This window comes from Saccharopolyspora indica (assembly GCF_027853965.1).
GTDB classification, from domain to species: domain Bacteria; phylum Actinomycetota; class Actinomycetes; order Mycobacteriales; family Pseudonocardiaceae; genus Saccharopolyspora; species Saccharopolyspora indica.
In genome coordinates, this window is sequence record NZ_JAQGLB010000007.1 from 183,672 (window position 1) to 198,214 (window position 14,543).

The window sequence follows — 14,543 nt, forward strand, 5'->3', positions numbered from 1 at the left end:
GCAGGGCACTCGATGGCTGAACGACCGCGAAATGGCAGCTTGGCGCGCCTACATCGTGGGCAGCGCGCTGCTGGAGCACCGCCTGAACAGGGACTTGCAGAACACCCACAACCTGTCCATCGCGGACTACGAGATCCTGGTCCGATTGTCGGAGCGCCCAGAGCAGCGGATGCGCATGAGCGAGCTGGCCAACGACGTCGCGCACTCCAAGAGCCGCATCTCGCACCAGATCCGCCGGCTGGAATCGGCCGGCCTGGTCCGCCGCGACGAGTGCCCGGACGACGGCCGCGGTGTCCTCGCGGTGCTGACCGAGGAGGGCGCGGCGAAGCTCCGCGAAGCGGCCCCGAGCCACGTGGCCAGCGTCCGCGAGAACCTGGTCGACATCCTGGACGAGCAGGAGCAGGAGGTCCTGGGCCGGATCTTCGACCGCCTGACGACCCACCTGGGCGGCATCAAGTAGCGGCCCGGCTGCACGCCGACCGGCCTCGGTTGGCTACGCTGCGCCCTGGAAGCGTGGCAGAGCGGCCGAATGCACTCGCCTTGAAAGCGAGCGTCGCGAGAGCGACCGGGGGTTCGAATCCCCCCGCTTCCGCCACATCGCCCCTGACCTGCGCGAACGCGAGTCAGGGGCGTTCGCGTCGGTACAGGGCCGAGCGAGCGCGGAAATGCCTGGTCAGGCGATGCTCACATCGGTGTTCAGCACGAGCGGTCATGCAGCGTGAGCCATAGCATCACTGTTCGTCATCAAGCTCGACTGGTGCCGCATCGTCGGCTCGACGCGCTGGACGGAACCCATGGTCGTCATCGTCATCGTGGTCCTGGTCGCCGCTCTGGCTTGCGGCTTGACCGCGAACCTCGTTCTGCGCCGCCGCGACGAGGACGCCGAACAAGGCGCGTCGGTCAAGGACGTGCTCAGCCCGATCATGACCCTCGCGGTCATCTTCCTCGCGTTCGTCCTGGTGCAGGGATCCACCTCGTTCGGTCATGCGCGCGATGCCGCCAGCGCCGAAGCCGACGCGGTCGACGACATCTTCGAGCTGGCCGACTACGCCCCCGGCGCTCAACGCGAGCAGATCCAAGGCGTGCTGGTCTGCTACGCGAGGGCCGTGATCCACCAGGGGTGGGGGAACGAATCCAACTCGCTCTCACCCGCCGTGAACACTTGGAGCAGCGCGATCCGGACGCCCTTCCCGGCTTTGAAGACGAGTGACAGCTCCCTGTTCGGGATGCTGGTCACCGCCGATCAGAAGCGGGCGGAAGAACGGACGAACAGGGTGGACGAGGCCACTGCCGACACCCCTGCGGCTGTCTACGCATTCGTGCTGGTGGCGCTGGCCATCGCCGTCGCGGGATACGCGTTCACCATCCCCGCGCGACGCAATTCCCGGAACATCACCGCGGTCGTCCTGCTCACGGCGATCCTGATCGGTGCGATCCTGCTCGTGCGCGACCTGGAGCTGCCGTACTCGGGTCCGATCAGCATCCAACCCACGGCCATGGAACGCACTGAGCAGGACATCGCCGGCGACTTCGCCACCGCCTTCCCCGCGAGCAGCCCGCCCTGCGACGACGTCGGACAACGCCTGCCGTGACACAGTCGGCGACCGGGCGCCCACGTCACCAACGCGAGCAACTCATGCACGCCCGTAAGCTGCGTCGAAGCCTCGAACTACGCGACGGTCAGCGGAATCGCGACCGAGAAGCTCGTTCACGTGCACGCGCCGGACAAAAAGCACTTCGCCGCATAGGTTTTCACTCTGCTCCAACCGGGGAACCTGCTCCCCGGCGGGGATCGTCCCAGCCGGGCTCCGTCGCGGCCGGTCTCGGTTCTCGTCTCAGTTGACCGTTCCGTTGTCTCGCCCGCGCACCGGCGACGCGCGGCCATCGACACCCCGGGTGATCAGCGATCGGGTCTTGCACTCGCACGGTGGTTGCGACGTGGGAGCTTCGCGGTCGCCCGTCAAGGCCGCTCGTGGGGCATCCGACGGTCAAGGAGGGGGTTCTTTCAGACTTGCTGGAGGCTTCATGCGACGCAGCACCCTCGGCTTCCTGTCCGCGTTGACCGTCTCAGCCGTGCTCGGCTCCGCCGCTCCACCGGCTACTGCCGACGGAGCCGGAGTCACCTGCACCGGGACCGACACCACCACCTACGACCCACCCGTCAGCGCCGTTCCCCAGCACGTCAAGGTGTCGATCCGGGGGACCTACCCGCTGTGCAGCTCGAACGATCCGGCGCTGACCTCGGCGACCACTCGGATCGAGGGCAGCGGCGTGCTCAGCTGCGGCGAGGGGAAGTTCCGCGGCGATCTCACCATTCGCTGGAACGACGGGCGCGAAAGCAGCGCATCCGGTGGGCGGGGAATTCACCACAGGCAGGACGACCACGTCTTCGTGATCGGGTCGGGGAAGATCATCGGCGGGGCCTTGCAGGGCCACGAGATCCGTCGTGTGGTCTCGATGTCCCACCGCAGCTGCGCTACCGGCCCGGTCAGCGAGTCCCAAGGCGAGGTGGTCCTGAGGCTGCAACCGCGCTGATAGCGACCAAGGACGCTTCCGCCACACCGCCTCTGACCTGCGGGTACGCGAGTCAGGGGCGATCTTGTCGGTGCTGGGCCGAGCGAGCGCGGCGCCTCCAGTGCACTCGCCTGGTGACATGGCGACGTCAGTCGGCGCTCGCAGCCCCCATGTGAGCAGAAAGGCTGGCAGACTCGACGAATGGACTGGCTCACACCGACCCTCACATTGGTCGGGACCCTCGCAGTGGCCTCCGCGGGAGTATATCAATTCCGGAAAACCGTACGGCGCAAGGCGGATTCTCAGTACGCGTCGCTGAAAGCTCAAGCGCTGACAGAACTTCTGGACAAGCTCCACAGCCTGGAACTCCAGTCACGAGAGCGCAAGATCACCTTGGATCAGCTGGACGAAGAACTCGTTCAACTCAACAAGAAATCCATTACAGAATACAGGTTCAGCCTTGACGCCCAAGAGCAGCAGTGGGCCCGCGACTACATCGAAGGGCTGACAGCAGTGCACGGGGAGCTGCAAAGCACGGCGACCGAGACCTACGAATGGTGGGAAACCACGATGGCACACTCGATTCCCCCGGAAATTCTGGAAGGCTTCACCAAGCTGCAGAAAGCTGACAACAACCTCAAGAAGCGGCTGAAGCAAGCCATGCGCAGTGCAGCCGGATGATGTACCTCCGGTGATCAATACGGCCTCAGGCGCCGTCTGCTGAAAGAGCCTCCGCGCTCACAGGCACGGTGGGCGGTAGGTGTCGACTTCCAGGCCTTGGAAGTCGAGGGTGTTCGGGGTTTTGCCGACGAAGACCAGGCCTCGGGCCTCGGTCAGGGCCGACTCGAAGGAGTAGGACGGTTCGCCCAGTTCCGGTAGCCAGGTCCAGCTTTCGGGGGCGAAGCTGAAGAACCTCCGTTCGAGGTTTCCACCGGTTGACGGCAGCGGGGTGAGCCACTTGTCGCCGCCGCTCCAGTGGGAGGCCGGGCGCAGCTGGACGTAGAGGTCCTCGGTCGCGCTGTAGGTCAGCCAGAAGCCGGACGATCCGGAGAGGTCGACCTGGGCTTCAAACTGATTGCCCAGCCACACGACGATCACGTGCCACTCGTCTTTCAGGAACTCGACCTTGGCCGCGTATCCGTCGCCCTCCGGCACGAGCAGGCTGCCGGACGCGGGCACGGTGGTGCCTTCGCCGGACGCGAGCCAGTGCTGGTACTGGTCGATCGACGGGGTCTCGCACTCGCTGCTCATCGCGGCAGGCCGACTGCTGCCGGAGGTGTCGTCCGCCTGAGCGACCGAGCTGGCGGGGAGCAGCGCCAGTGCGCAGAGGGATGCCGCGAATGCCCTGGCGAGCCGGACCGTCCCGCGATCGTTCACCGAAACTCTGCGCATTCTCGGGAAATTAGCAGATCAGCAGGCGCAGAAGTGGTCTTGGCGATTTACCATCCGTTGCCGGTTTGCGGGCCGTGAACGCACTCAACGCGGCGGTGGTTGCTGCTCACAGCCCTGCTTCGAGCTCGGCGGCGCGGCGGAGGTCGTCGGCCAGTTCCGGGCCGTTCGCCCCGGCTTTCCTGGTGCGGGTCAGCAGTTCTCGGGCCAGTTCCGGGTCGTCTTGGCGGATCGCCACGTCGGCGCGCAGGACCAGCAGCTTCACGAGCTGGGCCGCGGTCGGTTCCTCGTCGGTGCGGTGCAGAGCGCGGTCCAGGACCTTCACCGCCAGTTCCAGGTCTTGCTTGGAATCGGCGAACAGCGAACCCATGTGGATCGCGCGGTCGAAGGTGCCCTTCGGCAGCGGCCGGTGCCGAAGGTCCTCGCTGATCGGCTGGGCGATCTGGATGGTGTTGCCGCCGGGATCGATCATCAGGAACTGCCGCACGCCGTAGCTCATGTTCTTCAACGCCCCCACCCGCGGGACGCCATCGACGGGGACCGACCCGAAGGAGTCCTGCAGGCCTTCGGTGAAGGCCGCGTACAGGTAGTCGACGTCATCGGTTTCGACCAGGCAGCCGTGCGCGGAGGTCTCCGGGTCGAACTTCTTGTCCCCGTAGAAGTTCAGCTCGATGCCCCCGCGCTTCACGCTCAGGAACTGGTACGGCGCCGTCTGCCGGAACGTGATCTCGAAGCCCAGTGCGGTGTAGAAGTCGGCAACCGGCTCGATCGAGCGGGCCATCAGTCCGGGGATCGTCTTCTCGGTCATGCCCTCGACGGTAGGGATCGGCTTCGCCGCGCGCACATGACAGTGAAAACACCGATCTTTCCTGGGCATCCGCTGTTCAGTGCTATCTGCGGCCGCGCTGAGCGGGCGTTGCTCCATCGGAGTGGTGCGGTGGCGGCTCGGGGCCCGGAACCGCGCGGTGCGGGCATGATCGGCCCGTGGTGGGTCGGGTGTTCGTCAGCTATTCGCGCCGCGACTTCCACTTCGCCGAAGCCGCGGTGGCCGCGCTGCGGGCGGGTGGTCTGGATCCCTGGCTGGACGCGCACCGGCTCGTGCCGGGAGAGGACTGGGCAGCGGCGCTGGACGAGGCCCTCGCGGACGCCGACGCGCTGCTGCTGCTGGCTTCTCCGGCCGCGCTGGCCTCCGAGCACGTCCGGCGCGAGTGGGCCTCGGCGGTGGAGCGCGGTATCCCGATCCACATCGGTCTCGTGGCCGCTGTCGAGCTGCCCGGGGAGCTGGCCGACCGGCCGGTGCACGATCTGCGCACCCGGTTCCGGGCGCGGTCCGCGGCCCTCGCCGCGGCGATCGCCGGGAACCGCGCGGTGCCCGCCCGCGGGGCACGCGGCCTGCCGGTGCCCGCGCCCGTGGCCGCAGTGGTGGCATTGGCGCTGATCGCCGCGACCGCGACCGGCTGGGCGACTGCGATCCTGGTGGGGCTCGACCTGGCCGCGGCGCACTTCAGCCGGGACCTGGTCGACACCTCCTGGGTCTGGGAGGTCTCCGCCTGGGACGCGATGCTCGGGGCGCGCTGGCGGGGGACGGCGTACATCATGCTGGGGCTGACCGCCTTCGCCGCTCCGCTGGTCCCCATGCTGCTGGCCCCCGCGGTCGGGCTGCTGCGCCGTCGCACCGGCCCGCTCGCCCTGCTGGCGGGTGCCGCCGCGACTGCCTCCGTGGGGACGATGCTCTGCCTCGTGGTCGGCCTGGCCGTGGGCGGCCCGGGCCCGCTGGACGACACCTACTTCATCAACCGGGTCTTCCCGCCCCCGCCCGAGTTGGTCGCCGACGTGGCCGCGATGCGGGTGCTGCTGGTCGTCGCGGTCTCGTGCGCGCTGGCCCAGGCGCTGATCGTCCTGCTCTCCCGATCGGTGCACCTGTGGACGCCGACCGGTTCGGGCCTCGACGTCCACCGCAGGGCCGTCGCCGGGGTCCGGCCGCTGTTCGTGCCGCCGTCCTTCGGGACTCGGAGCCGGCGAGCCGGGCTCTACGACGACGACTTCGCAGCGTTGTGGGAGAACTACGCGGCACGGCTGGCCGAGCTGTCCGGGCCGGGCGCCCTGGTCGTGGAGGTGGAGTGCCTCGCGCCCCAGGACGAACCGGTCGCCGGGCTGATCCGGGCCGCCTGCCGGGATGCGGGCATGACCGGGGACCGCGGTTCGCGGTGGACCTTGGTGCTGGTCAGCTCGCACGTGTCGTGGCCCGGCGTGGTGCGCGCGGTCGACGCCTCGGCGCCGCGCGCGATCTGCGTCCTGGTGGACAGCGTGCAGTTGCCGCCGGACGGCGAGGTGCTGCGCCGCCACCAGTGGGTCGACTTCCGCGACCAGCGGCCGGAGCACCTGTTCCACCTGCTGGCCGCCCTGCGCGGTGGGGCGCCCGTCGAGTCGGCCCCGGCACCGGCACCGGTGGTCACGACCCGGTTCCGCGCCCCGTTCAAGGTGCGCCTCGCCGTCGAGTCGTGCCGCCACGTCGCAGCCGTGTTCCCCGGCTTCGCCCTGGTGGCACTGCTGTTCCGGCCGCTCGATCCGCGCAGCGCGGTGCTCGTGGTCATCACCGCACCGCTGGTGATGGGCATGGTGCTGCTCGCCCGCCGGATGGCCACGCGGCGGATCACGCTCGCTCGGTTCCGGTGGAGCCTCGCCGCGCTCTGCGCGGGAACCGCGCTGTGGTACGGCGCGGAGATGACCACGCTGCGGGAGTACCGGGAACACCGGGAGCGGTTGGGAACGCAGCCCACCGAATCGGAGGGTCTGGAGGCCCTCACGAGCCTGGTCCCGCTGGAGGTCGTGTTCGCCTCCCCGGCCGGAGCCGTCGTGCTCTGCGCGCTCCTGTGGCCCTTCTTGCTTCGGGGCTGGCTGCCGGGCTCGATCACCGGTGCGCAGATGCGAGCAGCCGGCCCGGAGGTCCGCGCCGGGTTCATCCCGCTGATGGTGGCGCCCGGAATCCTCCTCGCGCTCACCGTCCAGTACTACGCGACATACCCCTCTTAGGCACCTTCGGTGAGGAAGGTCAGGACCGCTTCCAGGAACTCCGGCTGGGCTTCGACGTTGGCCATGTGGACCGTGGGGAGGACGGTGAGCTCCGCGCCGGGGACCGTGGCCGCGAGTTCCTTTCCGTGGGCGGCCGAGGTGACCGTGTCGTGCTCGCCCGCGATGACCAGGGTCGGGTTCGGGATGAGCGTCGCCGTGCGGCGCAGGTCGTAGTCGCGGACCGCGGCCCAGCTGCCCGCAACTCCCTCGCGCTTGGTGGCGAGCAGGGTGCGGCGGAAGGGTTCGACGACCTCGTCCTGCAGCAGGTGGGCCGGGAACCAGTTGGTCAGGAACGTCTCCGCCGTGGCCCGCATGTCGGGGGCCGCGAGCAGGTCGGCGATCGGCTGGTCCCACTGGTTCGCCGGGCCGAGGTTCGCCGCGGTGTTGGAGAGCACCAGGCGGTCGACGCGCTCCGGGACGTGGATTCCCAGCCACTGCGCGACGATTCCGCCCAGGGACAGGCCCAGCACGTGCACCCGATGCAGGCCGAGGGCGTCCAGCAGCTCCACCACGTCGCGGCCCAGCCGGTCCAGGGAGTAGGGGCCGCTCGGGACGTCGGAGGCGCCGTGGCCGCGGGCGTCGTAGCGCAGCACGCGGAAGTGCTCGGTCAGGGCGGGCACCTGGCCGTCCCACATGTGCAGGTCGGTGCCGATGGAGTTCGAGAGCAGCAGCACCGGCTTGTCCTGGTCGCCGTCGAAGCGGTAGGCGATGCGGACGCCGTCGCCGGTGGCGATGGTCCGGGATTCCATGTCAGCTCCTGTGGTTCTCGGCGGTGATGTGCTCAGCCTATGAACGCCTCCCGCCGATAGCCATTACAAAGATCGGACGAACCCTGTAGGTTTGCCGGACAATGTTCACGTTCCACGAGTTGCAGTGCTTCAACGCCGTCGTGCTCGACGGCGGGTTCCAGGCCGCCGCCGAGCGGCTGCACCGCTCGCACCCGTCGGTGTTCGCAGCCGTCGCCAAGCTGGAGCGCCAGCTGGGCCTGGAGCTGCTGGACCGCTCGGGCTACCGGGTCCAGCTCACCGAGGCGGGGCGCGCCTTCCACCGCAAGGTGCGCTTCCTGCTGAACGAGGCCGAGGAGCTCCAGACCTACGCCGCGCAGCTGGCGATGGGCGAAGAGGCCGAACTCCGCGTGGTTCTCGGCGATCTGTGCCCGCTGCCGCCGGTGCTGGAGCTGCTCAGCCGCTTCTTCGCGCAGCACCCGCAGACGCGGCTGCACCTGCAGTTCGAGACGATCACCGGCCCGTGGGAGCGGTTGCTGGAGGACGAGGCGGACCTCATCGTGCACCGCGTTCCCAGCAGCGACGTGCGGATGGAGTCGATCGGTCTCGGCCGCGTCGCGCTGGTGCCGGTGGTGGCACCCGGTTTCCTGCCCTTCCCGCCGGACACCGACATCACGCCGCAGCGGATGCAGACCTTCACCCAGTGCATCGTCCGGGATTCGGCGCGCAACCCGTTCGAACAGGGGCACTTCCTGGTCGAGGGCGCGCCCCGGAGCTCGGTGCCGGACCACCTGATGAAGAAGGAGCTGGTCGTGCACGGCATGGCGTGGGGGCACCTGCCGCGGTTCATGATCGAGGAGGAGCTGCGCGACGGGCGCCTGCTGTCCATCGCCGGGCGGCACTTCCCCGGTGTCGTCGAGGAGCTCTCCGCGGCTCGCCGGCGCGACCGGCCGCACGGACCGGTCGCCGACCAGCTGTGGGACTTCCTGGCGGACAACGCGCCCGTCCTGCGCCCGGCGCTGGGCCGGGTGGCGCGATGAAGAAGCCACCGGCGGGCTAGGCGTCGGGCCTGGTGGGGCGAGCGGGGTTAGCGTGACTGCATGACCTGCTCCCGGCTCGCTTCGGCGGTGGCGCTGGTGCTGGCGGCGACGGCGTGCGGCACGACCGCGCCGCCCGCTCCGGCACCCGCGCCCAGCCCGCCCGCGCCGAGCCCGGCGCCCGCGCCCGCGGAGCAGGTCGAGCAGGCGCCCGCTGGTTTCGTGCCGCTGCGGGACGTCGACCCCTCGATCATCGAGGAGATCCGCTACGCGACGCCGCACAACTTCACCGGCGATCCGGTGCCCGGCTACGACGAGCCGATGTGCGTCGTGACGCGGCCGCTCGCCGAGGCGCTCCGCACGGCGCAGCAACGGCTCGCGCCGCAGGGCTACACGCTCAAGGTCTACGACTGCTACCGGCCGCGACGCGCCGACCAGCGCTTCGTCGCGTGGGCGAAGGACGTCGACGACCAGCGCATGAAGGCCGAGTTCTACCCGGGCCTGGACAAGTCGCGGCTGTTCGCCGACGGCTACATCGCCGAGCGGTCCGGGCACAGCCGCGGCAGCTCGGTCGACCTGACGCTGGTGCGGCTGCCCGCGCCCGCCCAGCGCCCGTACGTGCCCGGTGAGCCGCTGACCTCGTGCTCGGCCGAGCAGCGGTTCCCGGACAACAGCATCGACATGGCCACCGGCTACGATTGCTTCGACAGCCTGTCGCACACCGACGACCCGCGGGTGACCGGCGAGGCGAAGGTCAACCGGAACCTGCTGCGCGACGCGCTCACCTCGGTCGGCCTGAAGAACTACGCCAACGAGTGGTGGCACTATAACCTGCCCCGCGAACCGTTCCCGGACGAGTACTTCGACTTCCCGGTGAACAGCGCGGCCTTCCGCTAGTAGCCGAGCGTCGGGTACCAGTCGCCGCGGCCTCGGGGCGTCAGGTCGAGGATGTGCCAGACCGGGGCCAGCAGGTCTATGCCGCGCTCGTCGATCTCCTCGGACATGCGCGGGTGCACCGAGTAGGCGTGGCGCACCGCGCCGTCGTCGTCGCGGGTGAACACCGACACCGTCGAGTCCTGGTTCCCCTCGTCGTCCTCGCTGGCCAAATCGCGCTTGAAGGTGCTCTTCGCCGCGCTGAGGAGGCGCAGCCCCGTCCAGCCCCGGTCGCGGGCGTGCTGGCGGAGCGCGGGCAGATCGGCGGCCGCGACGACCGCGAAGTCGACGTTCTGCCGCACGTGGTGGACGATTCCGCTGAACCCGTCGATCCACATCGTGCACATCGGGCACGGCTCGGTCTGCGCCTTGCCGTACATGAGGTGGTAGACGACGAGGTCTCGACCGGGCCCGGTGAACAGCTCGCTCAACCGCACCTCGCGCACCGGCTCATCACCGGCGCCGAGGTCGGCGGGGCCTTCCTCGAACGCGTAGTCCTCGACGACAGGCCCCAGCGGTAGCCGACGGCGCTGGTCGGCCACCCGTTCGCGGTGGCGCATCAGCTCGATCTCGGCCTGGCGCAGCTCCTCCCGAGCGCGGACGTACTCGGCCGTCTCCCCGGCGAGATTGGTCTGGCGCATCGCTGCCTCCCCTCCAACGCAGCCGCTGCCTCGGTACCCATCGTCTGCTCGGCCGCCGGGGCCCGCCAATCACACCGCCGCGTCGGCGCGGGCCTGGCGCCAGCGCGGGCTGTCGACGTAGTGGTTGTCGTAGCGCTCGGAGGATTCCGCGATCTCCTTCGGGTCCGCCTCGCCGCGGGCCACCCGGTCGAGCAGCCGGTAGTAGTCGAAGCGGTCCATGCCGGGCGTGAAGACCACCAGCACGTCGGCGTCGGAGCCCGCGGCCGGGCCGAAGGCGTGCGGAACGGTCGGCGGCACGGCGAGGAAGTCGCCCTGCTCCAGGACGTGCAGTTCGTCGTCGACCAGGACCTGCAGCGCGCCGCCGAGGACGAAGAAGAACTCGGTGGCGCGGGTGTGGAAGTGGGCGGGCGTGCCGAAGACGCCCGCGCTCAGGGTGGCGCGGTTGGTGGTGAAGCGGTTCTCGGTGGTGTCCGAGTCGGCCAGCAGCGTGATCAGGCTGCCCGGGGCGTCGGCGAGGACCTCGGCGTCGGCGGCGCGGATCAGGGTGGTCATCGTTCCTCCTGGGTGGTGTTCGCTGGCACCACTCTTTCCCGGCTGACCTGGGCGAACAACGCCGAAGTGCGAATCGGTCGATAAGCTGCGGGTTATCGATGGGAGGTGGGATGGAGCGCAGGGACATCGAGGTCTTCCTGGCCCTCGCCGAGGAGCTGCACTTCGGCCGGACCGCGGAGCGGCTGCGCGTGTCGCAGGCCCGGGTCAGCCAGTCGATCAAGGCGATGGAGCGCCGGATCGGGGCACCGCTGTTCGACCGCACCAGCAGGCGGGTCGCCCTCACCCCGATCGGCCGACGGCTGGAGTCCGACATCCGGCCCGCGTACGAGCAGCTGCTCGCTGGCGTCGAACGCGCGATCGCGGCAGGTCGCGGCGTCGAGGGCACGCTGCGGATCGCCTTCGAGGCACCGGCGATGGCGCACCTGATCTCCGGCGTGCTCAGCGCTTTCCGCTCCCGGCACCCGGGCTGCGAGGTGGACGTCCGCGAGGCGCCGTTCGACGATCCGCTGGCCACGCTCCGCTCCGGCGAGGCCGATCTGGCCGTGGTACTGCTGCCCGTCGCCGATCCCGATCTCACCACCGGGCCGGTGGTGCGCACCGAGCCCATGGTGCTCGCCGTCGCCTCCGGACATCCTTTCGCCCGCAGGGAATTCGTCACCTTGGAGGACCTCGGCCGCGACGCGGTCCTGCGGGCCGCGCACCCGCCGCCCGCGTACTGGCGGGAACCGCCGGAGCCGTGGACGACGCCCGCGGGCAAGCCGATCACCCGCGGCCGCACCTGCCGCACCTTCCAGGAACTCCTGCTGCTGATCGGCGCAGGCGAGGGGATCTGCCCGCTGGCCGCGCACGCGGCGGAGTACTTCGCCCGCCCGGGCATCGCCTTCGTGCCGTTCCGCGACGCCCCGCAGGCTCAGTGGGGGTTGCTGTGGCGCAGCGCGGCGGAGACGGCGCTGGTCAAGGCGTTCGCGGCGACAGCCGGTGGAGGGCCTGCTCCGCGGTGATGCAGCCCGCCGTGGTCAGCTCCAGGTTGGCCAGGGAGGCCTCGCGGGCCGGTTCGTCGGCCGCTGTCGTGCAGTCGCTGACGACCTGGACGTGGAAGCCGAGGTCGGTTGCGTGGCGGGCCGTCTGCTCGACGGTCAGGTTCGTCGCCACGCCGGTGATGAGCACCGAGTCGACGTCGCGGGCGCGGAGCCAGTCGGCGAGGTCGTTGCCCGCGAGGCCGGAGAGCTTCTGGTTGTCCACCACGTGATCCGGCTGGTCCGCCATCGCGGCGATCAGGGCCGAGCCCGGCGCGTCGGGGCGGAACGACTCCTGCGCCTCGCCGACGGCCCGCATGAACCCGGTGTTGCGCACCAGTTCGCCCTCGCCGTCGGGGATGGTGAAGCGGGTGAACACCAGGGGTGCGCCCGCATCGGCCGCTGCCGCGTGGAACCGCGTCGCGCGCGCCACGACGCCGCTGCGGGCGACCGGCTCGGCGAGCATCCCGCCGAAGAACCCCTCGGGTTCGATCACGTTGACCTGCCAGTGAAGTGCCAGCACGGCACACCTGCGCTCACCCATCAGGCGATTCTGCCCCGGCCCGCAGCCGGTTGTCGGGGGGATCGGTCAGACTCCCCGGCATGGCTTCGCAGACCCACCACGCGCTCGACTACGTCGAGATCCCCGTCACCGACTTCGCCGCCGCGAAGGCGTTCTACGGCAACGCCTTCGGCTGGAGCTTCACCGACTACGGCCCCGGGCCCGCCTACGTCGGGATCCGCGGCGACAGCGGCGAGGTGGGCGGCTTCCGGCTGGCCGACGAGGTCACCCCGGGCGGCCCGCTGGTCCTGCTCTACTCAGCCGACCTGGACGCCAGCGCCCAGTCGGTCCGCGACGCCGGCGGAACGGTCACCCAAGGCCCCTACGACTTCCCCGGCGGCCGCCGCTTCCACTTCCACGACCCCGCGGGCAACGAGCTCGGCGTCTGGTCGGCGCGGTGAAGGGCACCTTTTAGCAAGTTACTTGCCTGAAGGTGCCCTTCACCGGGGCGAACACCTCGTGAGCAATATCCGACAAAGGTCATGTTCTTCGTGAACTTCTGACAGGCTGCGGGACTGGTCGGTTCAGGAAGGGGATGATCATGTCGATCGGTCCGTTGCGGGTCGTCGCCGCGCTGGTGATGGCCGTGCTCGTGTTCTCCGGGGTGGCCGCCGTCTCCGGGCCGGAGGCCGCTGCTTACGAGTGGAACCGCGAGCTCCGGGAGGGCGACAGCGGCGCGGACGTCGCCGAGTTGCAGATCAGGGTGGCCGGGTGGGCCGCCGATGGCGCCGAGCAGACCTTCGTCGCGGTGGACGGCGAGTTCGGCCCGGGCACCGAGGCCGCCGTCGTGCGGTTCCAGAAGGCCTACGGGCTCGACGGCAGCGGCGTGGTCGACGGCGCCACGCAGGAGAAGCTCAACGCGCTGGAGAAGGCCGACGGGTCGACCGCGCACTTCGAGTTCGCCGAGTTCCACTCCAAGGACGGGGCCGGTTTCGGCGGCGGGAACGTCGACGAGAGCACCGTGCGGGAGAACGTGCGGCGGCTGATGTACAAGCTGGAGGCCATCCGGAAGAAGGCCGGTGACGCCGCCATCACCGTCAACTCCGGCTTCCGCAGCAAGGCGCACAACGAGAACGTCGGCGGCGCGGCCAACAGCCAGCACACCTACGGCATCGCCGCGGACATCGTGATCAGCGGCAAGAGCGTCGGCCAGGCGATCGACCTGGCCAAGACCTCCGGCATGTCCGGCATCATCCGCTACAACACCTTCACCCACGTCGACAGCCGGATGGAATACCCCTACGGAACCCAGTACTGGTACTGGAAGGTGTGACTCCCGCGCGTTCCCGGGGCGGCCCGGCCGCTCCGGGGTCAGCGCAGCCGGTCCCGCAGGCGATCCCGCAGCGGGGTGAAGTCGTCCTCGGGGAACAGGGCCGGGAAGGCGCGCAGCATCGTCCTGATCGCCGTCACGACCCAGCCGAATTCGCTTCCGCGCAACGACATCTCGGCGAACAGGTACTGCCAACCGTAGGTGCCGCGGGTCAGCAGCAGCGCCTCCAGGTAGCCGGCGTAGTCGACGTCCAGCCGGTACGTCCCGCGCTTGGCGTCGACGAACCAGATCTCCGGGTTGGCCGCTCCGCAGCGCAGCGACACCAGTTTTCCATCGCCACCGCGGTGCGGGGCGTCGAAGACCCGGAACTCGCTGAACAGCCGCCGCTCGTCCTCCGGCGTGCCGGGGTGCGCCAGCGCAGGCGGTGGGTCCCCGAACGCGTCGAGCAGGTAGGCCAGGTCGAACTCGCCGGACACCGCGGAGTCGACGGTGCGCCACTGGACGGCGAAGGACTCGAACCTCGCCACGGCGGTCAGCAGCGACTCGTCCAGCGAGACCCCGTACCAGTCCGCGATGGCCGCCAGCACGCTGCGGGCGTCCGCACGTTCCGGGTCGAGCCCGCCCAGGTCCCGATGCTCGATCTCGATCCCGGGGCACGCTTCCAAGCCGTCGGCCATCCGCACCAACCGCTGCTCGAAGTCCAGCAGTTCCACCTGATCCTCCCGGTCGACCGAACGCGATCGCAGTTCCGACGCAGCGCACCGGAATTCGGTTCCCAGCCGCTGTTCCGCAGTGCAATTCAAATGATTCCGGGATTTGTTCCCGGGAATTC

The 14,543-nt window shown here is 69.7% G+C and carries 17 protein-coding genes and 1 tRNA gene; 11 read left to right on the plus strand and 7 right to left on the minus strand.

Features of this window, described 5'->3' with window-relative positions:
* The first annotated feature begins 31 nt into the window (after positions 1-31).
* From OU416_RS17955 to OU416_RS17975, 5 genes are all read left to right on the plus strand, one after another.
* Positions 32-460 carry a MarR family winged helix-turn-helix transcriptional regulator gene (locus tag OU416_RS17955; RefSeq protein WP_270928131.1) on the plus strand — a complete coding sequence of 143 codons (429 nt, stop codon included), beginning with the start codon at positions 32-34 and terminating at the stop codon, positions 458-460.
* A 47-nt stretch (positions 461-507) separates the two neighbouring features.
* Positions 508-595, plus strand: a tRNA-Ser gene (locus tag OU416_RS17960).
* 199 nt (positions 596-794) lie between these two features.
* Positions 795-1,592 (plus strand): bestrophin-like domain, encoded by a 798-nt coding sequence (locus tag OU416_RS17965; protein ID WP_270928132.1) that lies wholly within the window; start codon positions 795-797, stop codon positions 1,590-1,592.
* A gap of 433 nt (positions 1,593-2,025) precedes the next feature.
* Positions 2,026-2,535, plus strand: a complete 510-nt coding sequence (locus OU416_RS17970) for a hypothetical protein (RefSeq protein WP_270928133.1) — start codon at positions 2,026-2,028, stop codon at positions 2,533-2,535.
* A gap of 180 nt (positions 2,536-2,715) precedes the next feature.
* Positions 2,716-3,195, plus strand: coding sequence for a hypothetical protein (locus OU416_RS17975; RefSeq protein WP_270928134.1), 480 nt, complete (start codon positions 2,716-2,718; stop codon positions 3,193-3,195).
* Between the two features lie 57 nt (positions 3,196-3,252).
* On the opposite strand, the gene OU416_RS17980 is transcribed toward OU416_RS17975, so the two are convergent.
* The gene (locus OU416_RS17980) at positions 3,253-3,906 is read right to left on the minus strand and encodes a hypothetical protein (protein WP_270928135.1); all 654 of its coding nucleotides are present in this window, start codon (positions 3,904-3,906) and stop codon (positions 3,253-3,255) included.
* 106 nt (positions 3,907-4,012) lie between these two features.
* Positions 4,013-4,711, minus strand: coding sequence for a VOC family protein (locus OU416_RS17985; protein WP_270928136.1), 699 nt, complete (start codon positions 4,709-4,711; stop codon positions 4,013-4,015).
* 176 nt (positions 4,712-4,887) lie between these two features.
* Here OU416_RS17985 and OU416_RS17990 point away from each other — a divergent pair, with 176 nt between their 5' ends.
* Positions 4,888-6,936, plus strand: a complete 2,049-nt coding sequence (locus OU416_RS17990) for a TIR domain-containing protein (protein WP_270928137.1) — start codon at positions 4,888-4,890, stop codon at positions 6,934-6,936.
* Here OU416_RS17990 and pcaD read toward each other — a convergent pair.
* On the minus strand, positions 6,933-7,724 hold the full coding sequence (pcaD, locus tag OU416_RS17995; RefSeq protein WP_270928138.1) for a 3-oxoadipate enol-lactonase: 792 nt from the start codon (positions 7,722-7,724) through the stop codon (positions 6,933-6,935). The two genes, OU416_RS17990 and pcaD, sit on opposite strands and share 4 nt — an antisense overlap.
* A gap of 101 nt (positions 7,725-7,825) precedes the next feature.
* Here pcaD and OU416_RS18000 point away from each other — a divergent pair, with 101 nt between their 5' ends.
* Together OU416_RS18000 and OU416_RS18005 are read left to right on the plus strand one after the other, a co-directional pair.
* A complete protein-coding gene (locus OU416_RS18000) occupies positions 7,826-8,740 on the plus strand; it encodes a LysR family transcriptional regulator (protein ID WP_270928139.1) in 915 nt (304 codons plus the stop codon).
* A gap of 60 nt (positions 8,741-8,800) precedes the next feature.
* Entirely contained in the window at positions 8,801-9,634 is an 834-nt protein-coding gene (locus OU416_RS18005; protein ID WP_270928140.1) for a M15 family metallopeptidase, read from the plus strand.
* On the opposite strand, the gene OU416_RS18010 is transcribed toward OU416_RS18005, so the two are convergent.
* Positions 9,631-10,311, minus strand: a complete 681-nt coding sequence (locus tag OU416_RS18010) for a DUF899 family protein (protein WP_270928141.1) — start codon at positions 10,309-10,311, stop codon at positions 9,631-9,633. The two genes, OU416_RS18005 and OU416_RS18010, sit on opposite strands and share 4 nt — an antisense overlap.
* A 69-nt stretch (positions 10,312-10,380) precedes the next feature.
* A complete protein-coding gene (locus OU416_RS18015) occupies positions 10,381-10,863 on the minus strand; it encodes a cupin domain-containing protein (protein ID WP_270928142.1) in 483 nt (160 codons plus the stop codon).
* 110 nt (positions 10,864-10,973) lie between these two features.
* Here OU416_RS18015 and OU416_RS18020 point away from each other — a divergent pair, with 110 nt between their 5' ends.
* Positions 10,974-11,864: a LysR family transcriptional regulator gene (locus OU416_RS18020; protein WP_270928143.1), complete on the plus strand. Its 891-nt coding sequence runs from the start codon at positions 10,974-10,976 to the stop codon at positions 11,862-11,864.
* On the opposite strand, the gene OU416_RS18025 is transcribed toward OU416_RS18020, so the two are convergent.
* A complete protein-coding gene (locus OU416_RS18025; RefSeq protein WP_270928144.1) occupies positions 11,818-12,423 on the minus strand; it encodes a cysteine hydrolase in 606 nt (201 codons plus the stop codon). The two genes, OU416_RS18020 and OU416_RS18025, sit on opposite strands and share 47 nt — an antisense overlap.
* A gap of 59 nt (positions 12,424-12,482) precedes the next feature.
* On the opposite strand from OU416_RS18025, the gene OU416_RS18030 reads away from it, so the two are divergent.
* Complete coding sequence (locus tag OU416_RS18030) at positions 12,483-12,842, plus strand: VOC family protein (RefSeq protein ID WP_270928145.1); 360 nt, start codon at positions 12,483-12,485, stop codon at positions 12,840-12,842.
* Between the two features lie 140 nt (positions 12,843-12,982).
* The gene (locus OU416_RS18035; protein ID WP_270928146.1) at positions 12,983-13,714 is read left to right on the plus strand and encodes a D-Ala-D-Ala carboxypeptidase family metallohydrolase; all 732 of its coding nucleotides are present in this window, start codon (positions 12,983-12,985) and stop codon (positions 13,712-13,714) included.
* A 38-nt stretch (positions 13,715-13,752) separates the two neighbouring features.
* Here the strand turns inward: OU416_RS18035 and OU416_RS18040 are convergent, their stop codons facing one another.
* Complete coding sequence (locus tag OU416_RS18040) at positions 13,753-14,424, minus strand: hypothetical protein (protein WP_270928147.1); 672 nt, start codon at positions 14,422-14,424, stop codon at positions 13,753-13,755.
* Positions 14,425-14,543 lie beyond the last annotated feature (119 nt).

Excerpts from the sequence above, each read along its gene's own strand:
- OU416_RS17955 (WP_270928131.1), top strand. The coding sequence starts at position 32 with ATGGCAGCTTGGCGCGCCTACATCGTGGGCAGCGCGCTGCTGGAGCAC.
- OU416_RS17965 (WP_270928132.1), top strand. The coding sequence starts at position 795 with ATGGTCGTCATCGTCATCGTGGTCCTGGTCGCCGCTCTGGCTTGCGGC.
- OU416_RS17970 (WP_270928133.1), top strand. The coding sequence starts at position 2,026 with ATGCGACGCAGCACCCTCGGCTTCCTGTCCGCGTTGACCGTCTCAGCC.
- OU416_RS17975 (WP_270928134.1), top strand. The coding sequence starts at position 2,716 with ATGGACTGGCTCACACCGACCCTCACATTGGTCGGGACCCTCGCAGTG.
- OU416_RS17980 (WP_270928135.1), bottom strand. The coding sequence starts at position 3,906 with ATGCGCAGAGTTTCGGTGAACGATCGCGGGACGGTCCGGCTCGCCAGG.
- OU416_RS17985 (WP_270928136.1), bottom strand. The coding sequence starts at position 4,711 with ATGACCGAGAAGACGATCCCCGGACTGATGGCCCGCTCGATCGAGCCG.
- pcaD (WP_270928138.1), bottom strand. The coding sequence starts at position 7,724 with ATGGAATCCCGGACCATCGCCACCGGCGACGGCGTCCGCATCGCCTAC.
- OU416_RS18000 (WP_270928139.1), top strand. The coding sequence starts at position 7,826 with ATGTTCACGTTCCACGAGTTGCAGTGCTTCAACGCCGTCGTGCTCGAC.
- OU416_RS18005 (WP_270928140.1), top strand. The coding sequence starts at position 8,801 with ATGACCTGCTCCCGGCTCGCTTCGGCGGTGGCGCTGGTGCTGGCGGCG.
- OU416_RS18010 (WP_270928141.1), bottom strand. The coding sequence starts at position 10,311 with ATGCGCCAGACCAATCTCGCCGGGGAGACGGCCGAGTACGTCCGCGCT.
- OU416_RS18015 (WP_270928142.1), bottom strand. The coding sequence starts at position 10,863 with ATGACCACCCTGATCCGCGCCGCCGACGCCGAGGTCCTCGCCGACGCC.
- OU416_RS18020 (WP_270928143.1), top strand. The coding sequence starts at position 10,974 with ATGGAGCGCAGGGACATCGAGGTCTTCCTGGCCCTCGCCGAGGAGCTG.
- OU416_RS18025 (WP_270928144.1), bottom strand. The coding sequence starts at position 12,423 with ATGGGTGAGCGCAGGTGTGCCGTGCTGGCACTTCACTGGCAGGTCAAC.
- OU416_RS18030 (WP_270928145.1), top strand. The coding sequence starts at position 12,483 with ATGGCTTCGCAGACCCACCACGCGCTCGACTACGTCGAGATCCCCGTC.
- OU416_RS18035 (WP_270928146.1), top strand. The coding sequence starts at position 12,983 with ATGTCGATCGGTCCGTTGCGGGTCGTCGCCGCGCTGGTGATGGCCGTG.